At 51.4% G+C, this 14,216-nt stretch carries 14 protein-coding genes; 3 read left to right on the top strand and 11 right to left on the bottom strand.

Features of this window, described 5'->3' with window-relative positions:
- Positions 1 to 4 precede the first annotated feature (4 nt).
- Genes hemG through pepQ form a run of 4 tightly spaced genes read right to left on the bottom strand, consistent with a single transcriptional unit; the run spans position 5 to position 4,002 of the window.
- Positions 5 to 544, bottom strand: a complete 540-nt coding sequence (gene hemG / locus NC856_RS08195; RefSeq protein ID WP_264089941.1) for a menaquinone-dependent protoporphyrinogen IX dehydrogenase — start codon at positions 542 to 544, stop codon at positions 5 to 7.
- Positions 545 to 564: 20 nt separating this feature from the next.
- Entirely contained in the window at positions 565 to 2,016 is a 1,452-nt protein-coding gene (gene trkH, locus NC856_RS08200; protein WP_264089942.1) for a Trk system potassium transporter TrkH, read from the bottom strand.
- 40 nt (positions 2,017 to 2,056) lie between these two features.
- The gene (locus tag NC856_RS08205; protein WP_264089943.1) at positions 2,057 to 2,671 is read right to left on the bottom strand and encodes an IMPACT family protein; all 615 of its coding nucleotides are present in this window, start codon (positions 2,669 to 2,671) and stop codon (positions 2,057 to 2,059) included.
- Positions 2,671 to 4,002 (bottom strand): Xaa-Pro dipeptidase, encoded by a 1,332-nt coding sequence (pepQ, locus tag NC856_RS08210; RefSeq protein WP_264089944.1) that lies wholly within the window; start codon positions 4,000 to 4,002, stop codon positions 2,671 to 2,673. Before pepQ ends, NC856_RS08205 begins: the two co-directional genes overlap by 1 nt.
- A gap of 186 nt (positions 4,003 to 4,188) precedes the next feature.
- On the opposite strand from pepQ, the gene fadB reads away from it, so the two are divergent.
- A complete protein-coding gene (fadB, locus tag NC856_RS08215) occupies positions 4,189 to 6,378 on the top strand; it encodes a fatty acid oxidation complex subunit alpha FadB (RefSeq protein WP_264089945.1) in 2,190 nt (729 codons plus the stop codon).
- 11 nt (positions 6,379 to 6,389) lie between these two features.
- A complete protein-coding gene (gene fadA, locus NC856_RS08220; RefSeq protein ID WP_264090189.1) occupies positions 6,390 to 7,553 on the top strand; it encodes an acetyl-CoA C-acyltransferase FadA in 1,164 nt (387 codons plus the stop codon).
- Between the two features lie 68 nt (positions 7,554 to 7,621).
- Here fadA and fre read toward each other — a convergent pair whose 3' ends face one another.
- Positions 7,622 to 8,323 (bottom strand): NAD(P)H-flavin reductase, encoded by a 702-nt coding sequence (gene fre, locus NC856_RS08225; protein ID WP_264089946.1) that lies wholly within the window; start codon positions 8,321 to 8,323, stop codon positions 7,622 to 7,624.
- A 53-nt stretch (positions 8,324 to 8,376) separates the two neighbouring features.
- Entirely contained in the window at positions 8,377 to 9,873 is a 1,497-nt protein-coding gene (gene ubiD, locus NC856_RS08230) for a 4-hydroxy-3-polyprenylbenzoate decarboxylase (RefSeq protein WP_264089947.1), read from the bottom strand.
- A gap of 181 nt (positions 9,874 to 10,054) precedes the next feature.
- Between ubiD and rfaH the strand changes: the two genes are divergently transcribed.
- The gene (gene rfaH / locus NC856_RS08235; RefSeq protein ID WP_264089948.1) at positions 10,055 to 10,543 is read left to right on the top strand and encodes a transcription/translation regulatory transformer protein RfaH; all 489 of its coding nucleotides are present in this window, start codon (positions 10,055 to 10,057) and stop codon (positions 10,541 to 10,543) included.
- Between the two features lie 45 nt (positions 10,544 to 10,588).
- Here the strand turns inward: rfaH and hemB are convergent, their stop codons facing one another.
- From hemB to tatA, 5 genes are all read right to left on the bottom strand, one after another.
- Positions 10,589 to 11,611: a porphobilinogen synthase gene (gene hemB, locus NC856_RS08240; protein ID WP_264089949.1), complete on the bottom strand. Its 1,023-nt coding sequence runs from the start codon at positions 11,609 to 11,611 to the stop codon at positions 10,589 to 10,591.
- Positions 11,612 to 11,628: 17 nt separating this feature from the next.
- Positions 11,629 to 12,411 (bottom strand): 3'-5' ssDNA/RNA exonuclease TatD, encoded by a 783-nt coding sequence (gene tatD, locus NC856_RS08245; RefSeq protein WP_264089950.1) that lies wholly within the window; start codon positions 12,409 to 12,411, stop codon positions 11,629 to 11,631.
- 96 nt (positions 12,412 to 12,507) lie between these two features.
- On the bottom strand, positions 12,508 to 13,260 hold the full coding sequence (tatC, locus tag NC856_RS08250; protein WP_264089951.1) for a Sec-independent protein translocase subunit TatC: 753 nt from the start codon (positions 13,258 to 13,260) through the stop codon (positions 12,508 to 12,510).
- A gap of 3 nt (positions 13,261 to 13,263) precedes the next feature.
- Positions 13,264 to 13,773 carry a Sec-independent protein translocase protein TatB gene (tatB, locus tag NC856_RS08255; protein ID WP_264089952.1) on the bottom strand — a complete coding sequence of 170 codons (510 nt, stop codon included), beginning with the start codon at positions 13,771 to 13,773 and terminating at the stop codon, positions 13,264 to 13,266.
- Positions 13,774 to 13,776: 3 nt separating this feature from the next.
- Positions 13,777 to 14,037 carry a Sec-independent protein translocase subunit TatA gene (gene tatA / locus NC856_RS08260; RefSeq protein WP_264089953.1) on the bottom strand — a complete coding sequence of 87 codons (261 nt, stop codon included), beginning with the start codon at positions 14,035 to 14,037 and terminating at the stop codon, positions 13,777 to 13,779.
- Positions 14,038 to 14,216 lie beyond the last annotated feature (179 nt).

Below are 14,216 nucleotides of genomic sequence, written 5' to 3' on the forward strand. Positions count from 1 at the left end.
GGCGTTATGAAGACTTTTTCGCCGTCAATTGCCCGAACGCCTGCGCGAATCGCGTTACCTGCTGCCAATCTGTATATTCAATTTCTTTACTGCTATCCGTTTCTCCTCCGGTCATCCGCATAATGAGTTGAATCATTAAACGATCAAACCAGCGATAACGCGGATAACGCAGCGCTCCCGCAAAAACACCGCATAAGTCCGGCTGCCAGGGAGAGTTTAACAGGAATTTACGCGTATAAGCGTTCGTTTGAATTGAGCGCTTCTCTGGTTTGCGCGCCGTAAGATTGACAGAGAAAAAAGCGCTGGGTATGTATTGTAAATATGCAAGGTTATGACGAATGAACTGATTAACCGCAGGATGAAACCGACCATATCGGACAGAAGCACCGATCAGAATACGATCGTACTTCTTCAAATCAATATCATGCGCACTGAGTAAGCTAATGACATCACACTCCAGCCCTTCTTTTAAGATGTTGGCAATATAAGAGGCGATCGCTCTTGTTTGTCCATCTTTACTCGAAAATAAAATCAACGCTTTCATTACGCTATTCCTTTGCAACTTTATTCCCGCCAGAATGTCGGCGTGAATAAAACTAAAAGAGTAAACACTTCCAAACGACCAAACAGCATCGTCAGAATTAAAATCCACTTCGCGGCATCATTCATGGAAGTGAAGTTGTCCGCGACGACACCCAGACCAGGCCCCAAATTATTTAACGTTGCCGCGACAGCGGTAAACGCAGAAAAATCATCAACACCTGTCGCGATAACAGCCAACATACTGACGATAAAAACTAGCGCATAGGCGGAAAAAAATCCCCATACGGCCTCAAGTATCCGTTCGGGCAAGGCTCGATGGCCCAATTTTATCGTGTAAACCGCATTGGGGTGCACCAGTCGTTTCAATTCACGCGAACCTTGCAGAAAAAGCAGCAGAATACGAATGACTTTCAATCCCCCGCCGGTCGAGCCCGCACAACCACCAATAAAAGCTGAACATAGGAGCAGTATCGGCAAAAATAAAGGCCATGAAGCAACACTGTCGGTCATAAAACCTGCCGTCGTCGCCATAGAGACAACCTGGAAAAACGCCTGATTTAGCGTTTGCATACCGCTGGCATAGACATTGTGAAACCACAGTACGACAGTACATACCGCCACCAGGGACATCTGGACAAAAATGAACATCCTAAATTCTGGATCGCGCCAATAAACCCGCAGGCTGCCCCCGCTTAATGCGGCAAAGTGCAAACCAAAGTTACAACCGGATATCAACAAGAAGATGGCAATAATGGTATTAATCGTCGGACTGTTAAAATAGCCGATGCTCGCATCATGAGTAGAAAAACCACCTACCGATACCGTTGAGAAACTGTGACCGATTGCGTCAAAAACCGACATCCCAGCCAGCCACAGCGCGAGGGCACAGGCAACAGTAAGTAACAAATAGATTAACCATAGCGTTTTCGCCGTATCAGCAATTCTCGGTCGCATCTTGTTGTCTTTCAGCGGTCCCGGCATTTCCGCGCGATAAAGCTGCATACCACCAACGCCCAGGATAGGCAAAATGGCGACCGCCAGAACGATGATCCCCATACCGCCGAACCATTGCAGCATCTGCCGATAGAAGAGTATTGCCTTGGGCAGTGAATCCAACCCCACCAGCGTTGTCGCCCCTGTCGTGGTCAGACCGGAAAAAGACTCGAAAAAAGCATCCGTAAAACCAAGATTCGGATGTTCGGCAAATAGGAAAGGCAATGCCCCGACACTACCAAGCACGGTCCAGAACAGGACCACTATCAGAAATCCCTCCCGCGATTTCAACTCATGCCGTTGCTTGCGGTTAGGCAGCCAAAGCATTATCCCGATAGCCAGTGCGACAAAAAATGTCTGGATGAAAGCCCGACCAGCGCCATCACGGTAGATTAAGGCCACCAGTCCGGGGATAAACATTGTCCCGGAAAAAAGGATAACCAGCAGGCCTACAATTCGGGTTATGGCACGCAAATGCATTGCAGAAAATTCCTTAGTGATTCATAAAACTGCGCTGGGATTATTGTGAAATTGGCAATAAATGCAACGAACCACGACTCAGATCGCGCAATTTTACCGCCGCTTCCTCTACCCCGTGAACAGGAATAGACAAACGCAGTGCCACCTCCGCACCGTATTCACTATGCAGGATTTGTCCGCCGAGTTGATATATCAGCACCTCGACCTGAGCTAGCAGCGCATAGTCACATCGTAACTCATATTCTTTCTGTAACACTTTCTCTTGCTGCGGCATCAACCTCAAAGCCTGTTGAACACCACCGCCATAGGCCTTTACCAGCCCGCCAGTACCCAGTTGTATTCCACCATAGTAACGAACGACGACCGCAGTAATTTCGCCGACACCGCTTCCCATCAATTGCGCCAGCATCGGCTTGCCTGCGGTTCCCGATGGCTCGCCATCATCAGAAAAGCCTAGTTGCTGAGAATCATCCGGGGCGCCTGCTACAAATGCCCAGCAATGATGACCCGCCGCGGGATGCCATTCCCTTACCTGCTGAATAAAGCCTTTTGCGGCCTCAATCCCTTGCGTAGGCGCCAGCATGGTAATAAAACGGCTTTTTTTGATTTCCTCCGTGAAACTCACTGTCTCAAGGGGAACCGAATAACGCTGCATCAGGCCAGATTCTGATCGCGAGTCATGTTCTCAACACGCTTTTCATGAATGACAATATTATCTTCAATGCGGATGCCGCCAAACGGTTTTAACGCATCGATCCTCTGCCAATCGAAATGCTGGCTGAATGCGCCAGCACGCCAGGGTTCAAGCAACGACTCGATGAAATAAATGCCGGGTTCGATAGTCAATACCATGCCCGGCTCAAGAATCCGGGTGCAACGCAAATAAGGATGTTGAGAAGGTGCCGCCAGATGAGCGCCGCAATCATCCTGCATAAAACCCGCGACATCGTGGACTTGTAGCCCTAATGCATGACCTAATCCATGTGGAAAGAAAGGCGCGGTCAGTCCGTTTTCCACAATCGCTTCGGCGCTGATCCCCTGAATCAACTGATGTGATTTCAACAAATTCGCAATACGTTGATGCATTTGCAAGTGGTAATCGGTATAGCGAACGCCAGCCTTAATGGTATCGATCAGGCTGAGCTGTTCCTGATCCAAATCTTTGACCAACGCGGCAAACGCATTATCGCTCAGGGAAGAGTACGTGCGCGTCAAATCAGCCGCATAGCCGTTATATTCCGCGCCCGCATCAATCAGAAAACTGCGCACTTCCGATGGAACCTGATGCTCTAGCTGGGTGTAATGCAACACTGCAGCATGCTCATTCAGCGCGATAATGTTGCTATAAGGCACATCGGTATCGCGATGACCGGTCGCCGTCAGGTAGGCCAAATTGATATCAAACTCGCTCATACCGGACAGAAAGGCTTCATGCGCGGCACGATGCCCGACCACCGCGGTTTTCTGCGCTTCCCGCATGCAAGCCAGTTCATAGTCGGTTTTATAAGCGCGATAATAGTGCAGATAATCCAGCACACCCTGCGGATTGATGTTTTCCGCCTGAATACCCAGATCCAGCGCTCGCTGTGGAGTATAGCCAAGATAAGCCACACGTTGGCGCTGCGCCGGGAGCAATGCGCCGATATCGTCGGCATGACGTAAAACCGAAATATCAATATCGTTGGTCCAGAAACTGTCTGGTATGGGAGCGACGTTATGCCAGTAATCGACCGGCGAATAGAACCACAATCTGGGAGGATTGACCCCATCCACCCATAGCCAGCAATGAGGAACCTGTGTAACCGGTACCCAGGCTTTAAACTGCGGATTGACTTTAAAGGGGTAGTCGTGATCGTCCAGAAATACGGCCAAGCGCTCACCAGAATGAATTAACAACGCATCAAGCTGATGTCGTTCCAGCACGGCCTGCGTGCGCTGCTGCAACGTCGCCAGATGATGGTGATATAAAGAAGCCAGCTTTTCCATGTAGATCCCTGTTCGTCACAACACGATCTTTCTATTTTAACACAGCCGCGACTCAACGGCAGTTTCTGGTGCTTTGTGATCTCACTGACAAAAAACCAATCTCTCGTTTGCAAAAAATTAACATTATAATCACAATTAAATTATCTGGTCGTACCAGATCGTTTACCCCTGTCTCTGGAGATGAACATGCTTTATCAAGGTGAAACCCTCTACCTTAATTGGCTTGAAGATGGCATCGCCGAGTTGGTCTTTGCCGCGCCGGGCGCCGTGAATAAGTTAGATACCCGCACCGTTGCCAGCCTGGGCAATGCGCTTGATGTTCTGGCACAGCAAACATCACTGCAAGGATTGTTATTACGTTCGGACAAGCCCGCATTTATTGTCGGTGCGGACATTACAGAATTCCTTTCTCTGTTCGCCGCCCCCGCCGATAAACTTCATGAGTGGTTAACCTTCGCGAACCATATTTTTAATCGTCTGGAAGATTTACCGATACCCACGCTGTCCGCCATAAATGGTTATGCACTGGGCGGTGGTTGTGAATGTGTACTGGCGACCGATTTTCGCCTTGCCGCCGCCGATTTACGCATCGGTTTGCCCGAAACCCGGTTGGGCATTATGCCGGGTTTCGGCGGCACGGTGCGTCTGCCACGTCTGCTGGGAGCGGACGGTGCGCTGGGAATAATCATCGCAGGTAAAGATATCGGTGCAGATGAGGCGTTAAAGATAGGTTTGGTGCAGGCGATTGTCGCACAGGAAAAACTTAACGCGGCCGCAATAAAAATATTGAAGCAGGCGATTAAGGGTGATCTCGACTGGCAAGCCTGTCGACGTCCCAAACTGGAAGCATTAAAGCTGAGCAGGATTGAAGCAAGCATGAGTTTCGCCACGGCGAAGGCCACGGTATTGCAAACCGCAGGCAAACATTACCCCGCCGCCATGACAGCCGTAAAAACCATCGAAGCCGCCGCATCCATGACGCGCGATGCGGCGCTGCGGCTTGAAACGCAACACTTCGTGCCGTTGGCGCGCTCAGACGCCGCCCGTGCGCTGGTTGGCATTTTTCTTAACGATCAATATGTAAAAGCGAAAGCGAAAAAAATTGTCGGCGATCTGCCGCCGCCGGAGCGAGCCGCTGTACTGGGCGCAGGGATTATGGGCGGTGGAATTGCCTATCAGTCGGCGTACAAAGGCATCCCGATCCGCATGAAAGATATCAATGAGAAACCGCTCGCCCTTGGCATGAACGAAGCGGCGAAGCTGCTGAATAAACAATTGGAACGCGGCAAGCTGGATGGGATAAAAATGGCGCAGATACTCGCCAATATTTATCCAACGCTGGATTACGCCGGTTTTGAGCGCATGGACCTGGTGGTTGAAGCCGTTGTCGAAAACCCGGCAGTGAAAGCCAGTGTACTGGCCGAAACCGAATCTCACGTCACGCCACACACCGTGCTGGCTTCCAACACATCAACCATTCCCATTGCACAGTTGGCTGCATCCCTAAAGCGGCCGCAAAACTTTTGCGGTATGCACTTCTTTAACCCGGTTCACCGTATGCCGTTGGTGGAAATTATTCGTGGCCCGCAAACTGATGACAAAACCATTGCCCGCGTGGTGGCTTACGCCAGTAAAATGGGGAAAATCCCCATTGTCGTCAACGATTGTCCGGGCTTCTTTGTTAATCGCGTGCTATTTCCCTACTTCGCCGCTTTCAGTTTGCTGATGCGCGACGGCGCGGATTTTTGTGAAATTGATGACGTTATGGAGCAGCAGTTCGGTTGGCCGATGGGTCCGGCCTACTTGTTGGATGTGGTCGGCATTGATACGGCCTATCATGCGCAAGCCGTGATGTCTCAAGGGTTCCCGCAACGCATGGCAAAAGATTATCGGAATGCCATCGACGTGTTGTTCGACAATCAGCGTTTTGGTCAGAAAAACGGTCGGGGTTTCTACCGCTATCAAACCGACCATAAAGGAAAACCACGTAAAGAGCGGGACGAGACCATCGAGCATTTACTGTCTTCAGTCAGCCTGCCAAGAGAGAATTTCAGCGTGGAAGCGATTATCGCCCGGATGATGATCCCTATGATTAACGAAGTGGCGCGTTGCCTGGAGGAAGGCATTGTTGCGAGTCCGGCAGAAGCTGATATGGCGCTGGTGTACGGCCTCGGCTTCCCGCCGTTCCACGGCGGTGCCTGCCGCTATCTGGATACGCTCGGCAGCGCCCGTTATCTGGAAATGGCGCAGCAATTATCATCGCTTGGGCCACTCTATCAGGTTCCTGACAGCCTGAGGCAAAAAGCTCACGGTAATGAAAGTTTTTACCCACCCGTCGCGCCGCACGCGGACGTTTCCCACGGGCAACCGGCATGAGGGCAAACAATATGGAAAACGTAGTGGTTGTTGATGCCATACGCACCCCGATGGGACGCGCTAAAGGCGGCGCGTTCCGTCAGGTACGGGCCGAAGAGTTGTCTGCCCATCTGATGCGTAGCCTGCTGAACCGTAACCCAGCGCTTGAAGCCGCCAGCATTGATGATATTTATTGGGGATGCGTGCAACAAACCCTGGAGCAGGGTTTCAACATTGCCCGTAATGCGTCATTACTGGCGGAAATTCCGGCGAGCGTCCCTGCCACTACCGTGAATCGGCTATGTGGCTCATCCATGCAGGCGCTGCATGATGCGGCTCGCGCCATCATGGTCGGCGATGCTCATGTTTGTCTGATTGGCGGTGTTGAACATATGGGGCATGTTCCCATGAATCACGGTGTGGATTTCCACCCTGGGCTGAGCCGAACCATCGCCAAAGCCGCCGTTATGATGGGATTGACCGCCGAAATGCTGGCGCGTATGCATAATATTAGTCGGCAAATGCAAGATCAGTTCGCCGCACGCTCCCATCAGAAAGCCGATCACGCGACCAAATCGGGCGCTTTTCACCATGAAATCGTCCCCACCTCCGGCCATGACGCTGACGGTGTGTTACAGCGTTTCGACTACGACGAAGTCATTCGCCCGGAAACCAGCGTAGCCAGCCTGACCGCCTTAAAACCGGCCTTTGATCCCGTCAACGGCACCGTGACCGCTGGTAGTTCGTCCGCCCTTGCCGATGGCGCCTCCGCCATGTTGGTCATGAGCGAATCACGCGCCGCTTCCCTGGGATTAACGGCGCGAGCGCGGATCCGATCAATGGCCGTGGTCGGTTGCGATCCGTCGATTATGGGATATGGCCCCGTCCCCGCTACTAATCTGGCATTGAAGCGCGCCGGACTGAGTCTGCCGGATATTGGGCTTGTTGAGCTTAATGAAGCTTTCGCAGCCCAATCCCTGGCGTGCATCAAAGATCTCGGCCTGCTGGAGCAACTGGATGAGAAAGTTAACCTCAACGGCGGCGCCATTGCACTCGGTCACCCGTTGGGTTGTTCAGGCACCCGCATATCGACCACGCTAGTCAACCTTATGGAACGCCGGGATGTTCAGTTTGGCGTGGCAACCATGTGCATTGGATTGGGACAAGGCATCGCGACGGTTTTTGAACGTCCCTGAGTTCGCCGACATAAAAACCCCGCTGATGATAAGTGGGGTTTTTATATTTACAGATCATGGAGATATGTTTAGATAAACGAAAAGGCATCGCTGAACATGTGGGCGATAAGCGCACCACGTTCATTGCAGAAACGCTCCCGCGCGATTTTCGCCATTTCAAAACGACCGGCAATATAAATATCCTGATCGGCTAATGAACCGTAATCCTGTAATACCGCGCTTAACACTGTACCGGTTCGGCCACGCCAACCCTCTTCAGGCTGCTCGACCACCGGAATGACCTGTAAATTAGGATGTTGTTGCGTCAGTTTTTCCAGTTCGCCAAGGTCATAGAGATGCTTGCTTTCCCTTCCCCCCCAGTAAATCGAAACAGGGCGTTCAGGCTGCTGCGCCAGCGCCGTCAGCAGAATAGAGCGGGCATATGAAAAACCGGTTCCGCCGGCAATTAACACCAACGGACGCTGACTGTCTTCCCGTAACCAGGCTTCACCATGCGGGATATCCACGGTCAGAACTTTCTCTTTAAGAATGCGCTCCATCACCGCCATCGCATACAGATTCAGTTCGGATGCGCCAATGTGTAACTCAATGAAATTCTGTTCCATCGGCGTTGACGCCAATGAGAAAGGACGCTTATCGCGATCGTCCATCACCACCATCAGATACTGACCTGCACGGAAAGAAAAAGGTGCCTCAGGTAACAAGCGAACGCGATAAACCGTGTCGGTTATGGCCTCTACCAAGGTCACTTTACAGCTCAATGTTGTCATGCATTCCCTCTGTAGGGTCATAAAAGCAAAACTGAGAACAGAGCAATAACCGCTTAACGCCGGGGTTCTCTGTCATTAAAAATGGCAAGCTCGTCCCATATGGCATCAATACGGGCGCATACCTGTGGATCTTTCTTGATCGGATGTCCCCACTCGCGTTGTGTTTCGCCCGGCCATTTATTGGTAGCGTCCAGTCCCATTTTGGAACCTAAACCGGAAACCGGCGAGGCGAAATCCAGATAGTCTATTGGTGTATTTTCCACGATTACGGTGTCGCGTGCCGGATCCATACGCGTGGTGATCGCCCAGATCACATCTTTCCAGTCACGGGCGTTAATGTCATCATCACAGACGATAACAAACTTCGTGTACATAAACTGCCGTAAAAAAGACCAGACGCCCATCATGACGCGTTTCGCATGACCGGCGTATTGCTTCTTCATGGTAACTACCGCCAGACGATAAGAGCAACCCTCAGGGGGCAAATAAAAATCGACAATTTCAGGAAACTGCTTTTGCAGAATAGGAACAAAAACTTCGTTCAGCGCCACGCCCAAGACCGCCGGTTCATCGGGCGGACGCCCCGTATAGGTGGAGTGATAAATCGCGTCATGCCGCTGGGTGATGTGAGTGACCGTAAACACCGGGAAATTATCGACCTCATTATAGTAACCGGTATGATCGCCATACGGCCCTTCCGGTGCCATTTCACCCGCTTCAATATAGCCTTCCAGAACGATTTCCGCACTGGCGGGCACTTCCAGATCATTAGACAAGCATTGCACGACTTCGGTTTTATGACCGCGCAATAAACCGGCAAAAGCATACTCGGATAACGTATCCGGGACAGGGGTTACCGCCGCCAAAATTGTCGCTGGATCAGCACCCAACGCGACAGAAACCGGAAAACGCTGTCCGGGATTTTCCTGACACCATTCCTGAAAGTCCAGCGCCCCGCCGCGATGCGATAACCACCGCATAATCAGCTTGTTTTTCCCCAGCAATTGCTGGCGGTAAATCCCCAGATTCTGGCGCTCTTTATTCGGCCCGCGCGTGACAGTCAACCCCCAGGTAATGAGCGGCGCAGCATCTTCCGGCCAGCACTGCATTACGGGTATTCGATGCAAATCAACATCATCGCCTTGCCACACTTGTTCCTGACACGGCGCTGACGATAATCGCTTGGTCGGCATGTTCAACACCTGACGGAACTTCGGCATTTTATCCACCAGGTCACGAAATCCTTTTGGCGGCTCAGGCTCTTTCAGAAATGCCAGCAATTTTCCGACTTCGCGCAAGGCATTGACATCTTCCTGCCCCATACCGAGCGCGACACGCTTCGGCGTGCCAAATAAATTGCACAGTACCGGCATGTCATAACCCTTCGGGTTTTCAAACAACAATGCCGGCCCCTCCGCACGCAAGGTACGGTCGGCAATTTCCGTCATTTCAAGATAGGGATCAATGGGCTGGCTAATTCGTTTCAATTCACCCCTCTCTTCCAGCAACGAGAGGAATTCGCGTAAATCACGGTATTTCATGCTGATCATCGGGGCAGTCTGTCGAGGCGACCATTATAAAGTTTCTTGTTCAGCCTGTCGCTTCTTCATGCGGCTATTTATAGCAAGCCCCCAGGCATCCCCCATCAGGAAGGCAAAACCATGTTAAAAATTTTTTATCCGGCTCCGCTTTTGTTATGCTTGCCTGTCATAATCATGGGTCTGCGAAATTATGGAAGCCTGGTACTTACTGTATTGTAAACGTGGTCAACTGCTTCGGGCGAAAGAGCATCTGGAACGCCAGGATGTGGCCTGCATGAGCCCCATGATCACACTGGATAAAATTGTGCGGGGTAAACGTACCGAGGTCTGCGAACCGCTCTTTCCGAACTATCTGTTTGTCGAATTCGATCCTGAGCGAATCCACACCACCACGATCAGCGCCACTCGTGGCGTTAGTAATTTCGTGCGCTTCGGCAATGTGCCAGCTATCATCCCTCAACAGGTGATAGATGATCTGTTATTAAATCCAACGCAAGGCATTACCGATCCTCAGACCCCGCAACCGGGTGATGAAGTGTTGATTACCGACGGGATTTTCAGCGGCCTGCAAGCAATCTATACCGAACCAGATGGTGAAGCCCGTTCGATGCTGCTGTTGAATTTTCTGAACAAACAGGTTCGGCAAAGTATTGATAATCGCCAGTTTCAGAAAATGTAATCTCGTCAGAGCGACAGTGGGCCGCTCTGACATGGCGCAGCCCGATCAGCGCTGTAAATGCTGATTATGCAGCCACTGTGCGACACGCTTGGCAAAGTAGGTCAAGACCCCATCCGCTCCCGCACGTTTAAAACACAGCAACGATTCCATGACGACAGGCTGTTCCTGTAGCCAGCCATTCTGGATAGCCGCCATATGCATCGCATATTCGCCGGAAACCTGATAGGCGAATGTCGGCACCCCAAACGACGCCTTTACCCGCGTCACCACATCCAGATAAGGCATACCGGGTTTGACCATCACCATATCCGCCCCTTCTTGAAGATCCAAAGCAATCTCCTGCAAGGCCTCATCACTGTTAGCAGGGTCCATTTGATAAGTTTTTTTATTGCCGCCTTTCAGATGTCCCGCCGAACCAATGGCATCCCGAAACGGACCGTAGTAACAGGAAGCATATTTGGCCGAATACGCCATAATCTGGGTATTGATCAGATTCTGCGCCTCCAGCGCCTCACGGACTGCGCCGATCCGTCCGTCCATCATATCGCTGGGCGCGATAATTTCAGCCCCGGCCTCTGCATGTGATAACGCTTGTCTGACCAGAATCTCTTTGGTGATATCGTTCGTCACATAACCAGTGTCATCAATGATGCCATCCTGCCCGTGGGTGGTATACGGATCGAGCGCCACATCCGTCAGCAAGCCCAACTCCGGCACCGCATCCTTAAGTGCGCGCACCGCCCGTTGTACCAGGCCATCCGGGTTATAGGCTTCTTCGGCATGTAACGATTTTTTATCCGCCTCAATAACCGGGAACAGCGACAAAACAGGGATCCCCAGTTTAGCAATCGCCTCCGCCTCTTTTTGCAGCACATCAATCGACATTCTGAAAACCCCCGGCATGGAGGACACTTCCTGCTGCTGATTCGTACCTTCCATAACAAACACCGGGTAAATCAGGTCATTGACGGTCAGTTGATGTTCAGCAACAAGGCGACGACTGAAATCATAACGACGGATACGGCGCATACGCCGACCAGGAAAGGTGCCGGGAAAAACATTGCTCATATAATTATTCTCCTGAATCAAGCCAGCCGGAAAACCCGGCGAGCATTTTCATCTGTTTTCTGCCCCAGCCATATGGCATCTTCTCCGCGCCAACTGGCGACCTGGCGGATAATATGCGGCAAAAAACAAGGCTCGTTACGGCGGGATGCAGGTTTAGGACTTAAATCCCGGGGTAACAGATAAGGCGCATCGGTTTCCAATAACAACCGATCTTCTGGAATATGTTTTAGCAGCGCACGCAACTCAAGGCCCCGACGCTCATCGCACACCCAACCGGTAATACCCACCATTAATCCCGCAGCGAGGCATTCATCCAACTCAGCGCGACTACCGGTAAAACAATGCACAATCGCAGCGGGGAGTTTGTTCAGCCAGGGAGTCAGCAAGGCGATAAAACGGGTATGCGCATCGCGACAATGCAGGAAAACGGGTAAAGCGAGCTCAGCCGCTAACGCTAACTGGTCGCGGAAAGCCTGCTCCTGTTGGACGGGCGTCGAGAAATTGCGATTGAAGTCGAGACCACATTCACCGATAGCGACCACGACATCCGATTGCGCCAAACGATAAATCTGCTCGGCGGCGGCTCCATCCCAACGGCTGGCATCATGAGGATGGACACCCGCCGTCGACCAGCAGTAAGCCGGATATTGCTCCGCCAGCACCAATGCCTGATGGCTTTCCGCAATATTTGTCCCGGTAATCAGCATGCCGCCGACGCCAGCCTGCTTTGCGCGAGCGACGACCTGTTCCCGATCTTTCGCAAACTGAGAACTGGTTAAATTGACGCCGATATCAAACATGAACTGGTTATCCGTCTATTGCCGCTACCCTGACAAACAAAGCCTCTCAAAGAGAGGCCATTTTCTTTACCACATCCACATACAGGAACAATCACATTACGGCGAAGGTTCTTCGGTTTCCGTCTGACGACCTTTCCCCACATAAAACCGGGCGAAAAATACGCCGATTTCAAACAACAGATACATCGGGATCGCTAATAGCGTCTGAGAAAACACATCCGGCGGCGTCAATAACATGCCGACGACAAACGCTCCGACCAGTATATAAGGGCGTTTCTTTTTCAGATCTTCCGGGGTAATCACACCGCTCCAGCATAGCAAGACAATGGCGATGGGCACTTCAAACGATACGCCAAAGGCCATAAATAACGCCATGACGAAGTCGAGATAGTTGTTGATGTCTGTCGCAATCAGCACCCCTTCCGGGGCGGTTTTCGCAAAAAAGCCAAACGCCAGCGGGAAAACCACAAAGTAGGCGAACGCCATACCCGCGTAGAACAGCAGACTACTGGAAACCAGCAATGGCATCATCAGACGGCGTTCATGTTTGTATAGCGCCGGGGCAACAAATGCCCAAACCTGATACAACACCAGCGGCGCGGAGACAAATACCGATACGATCATCGTCAGTTTGATGGGCGTGAAAAACGGCGAGGCGACATCGGTGGCAATCATGCTAGCCCCGACCGGAAGCTGTTTAATCAGCGGAGCGGAAACCATCTGATAAATGTCGTTAGCGAAATACACCAGGCACACGAACACCGCCAGTATGCAAATAATACTGTTCAATAACCGTTTACGCAGTTCGATCAGGTGGCTAATCAGCGGTTGAGTATCTTCAGTAGCCATAAACTAACGATCATCACTTGTTTGGTGGAGAGAAACAGCTGGAGACTGTTCAGATTTGGGTTTGGCCTGTGTAGCCGGCTCTGCCGCAACCGGGCTGCTGTGCGGAATATGCTCTTCCGACGTTGATGATGGCGTTTTTTCAACCTCAACCACACCGTCATGAATCGCTTCCGGGTCATTCAGCGGCTGATTTGCTGACGGGTTCTCGTCGGTCGGTGATGTTGAATAACTGCGCTTCATAGCTTCCGCCGCTTCTTTGAGTTCATCCATGGACGCTTTCAATTCCGGCGACAAATTTTGCAGACTGGCTTTTTCCACCTTCTTCAGGCTTTCCTGCAACTCCTGCAATTTCAATTCCTGCGACAACTCATTCTGAACCGTGGACGCCAGCGAACGAAGCGTTCTAATCCAGCTAGCCACCGTTCTTACTGCGACCGGTAATCGTTCAGGCCCAAGCACCACCAGGCCGATCACCATAACCAGCAACAGTTCGCTAAACCCGATATCAAACACCGATTATACCCGCTCTTTATGCTGGCTCTTGGCGTCGTCTTGCTTCGTTTCCGGCTGTTCTTCCGCGATAGACTTGGTCGCAAAATCCGCATCTTGCTCCGTCTTATCCGCGCTGCCAGACGGTTTATCATCGCCCATGGCTTTTTTAAAGCCTTTAATTGAGGCGCCCAGATCGGAACCCAGCGTTCTCAACTTGTTGGTGCCAAACAGCAATACGACGATCACCGCGATAATCAACAAGTTCCAAATACTAATGCCGCCCATATCGTTTACCTCTTGCAAAAAAGGGGGTCATAAAAATGACCATCATTCTATATGGTCATCCTGCTATGCATTATACCCGTCATACTTCAAGTTGCATGTACGTTGGCTGCCCTCAATCACCCCAGCCACTTACTTGTGTAGCTCCTGGGGGTCATTCGGTTGCCGCCTTCCTGCGGCTC

It is taken from the genome of Brenneria izbisi (genome assembly GCF_025840185.1).
GTDB classification, from domain to species: Bacteria; Pseudomonadota; Gammaproteobacteria; order Enterobacterales; family Enterobacteriaceae; genus Brenneria; species Brenneria izbisi.

Bases quoted from the DNA above. Each gene is read 5' to 3' on its own strand.
- pepQ (WP_264089944.1), bottom strand. From the start codon at position 4,002: ATGGAAAAGCTGGCTTCTTTATATCACCATCATCTGGCGACGTTGCAG.
- NC856_RS08205 (WP_264089943.1), bottom strand. From the start codon at position 2,671: ATGCAGCGTTATTCGGTTCCCCTTGAGACAGTGAGTTTCACGGAGGAA.
- tatC (WP_264089951.1), bottom strand. From the start codon at position 13,260: ATGGCTACTGAAGATACTCAACCGCTGATTAGCCACCTGATCGAACTG.
- hemG (WP_264089941.1), bottom strand. From the start codon at position 544: ATGAAAGCGTTGATTTTATTTTCGAGTAAAGATGGACAAACAAGAGCG.
- rfaH (WP_264089948.1), top strand. From the start codon at position 10,055: ATGGAAGCCTGGTACTTACTGTATTGTAAACGTGGTCAACTGCTTCGG.
- ubiD (WP_264089947.1), bottom strand. From the start codon at position 9,873: ATGATCAGCATGAAATACCGTGATTTACGCGAATTCCTCTCGTTGCTG.
- tatD (WP_264089950.1), bottom strand. From the start codon at position 12,411: ATGTTTGATATCGGCGTCAATTTAACCAGTTCTCAGTTTGCGAAAGAT.
- tatA (WP_264089953.1), bottom strand. From the start codon at position 14,037: ATGGGCGGCATTAGTATTTGGAACTTGTTGATTATCGCGGTGATCGTC.
- fre (WP_264089946.1), bottom strand. From the start codon at position 8,323: ATGACAACATTGAGCTGTAAAGTGACCTTGGTAGAGGCCATAACCGAC.
- hemB (WP_264089949.1), bottom strand. From the start codon at position 11,611: ATGAGCAATGTTTTTCCCGGCACCTTTCCTGGTCGGCGTATGCGCCGT.
- fadA (WP_264090189.1), top strand. From the start codon at position 6,390: ATGGAAAACGTAGTGGTTGTTGATGCCATACGCACCCCGATGGGACGC.
- trkH (WP_264089942.1), bottom strand. From the start codon at position 2,016: ATGCATTTGCGTGCCATAACCCGAATTGTAGGCCTGCTGGTTATCCTT.
- fadB (WP_264089945.1), top strand. From the start codon at position 4,189: ATGCTTTATCAAGGTGAAACCCTCTACCTTAATTGGCTTGAAGATGGC.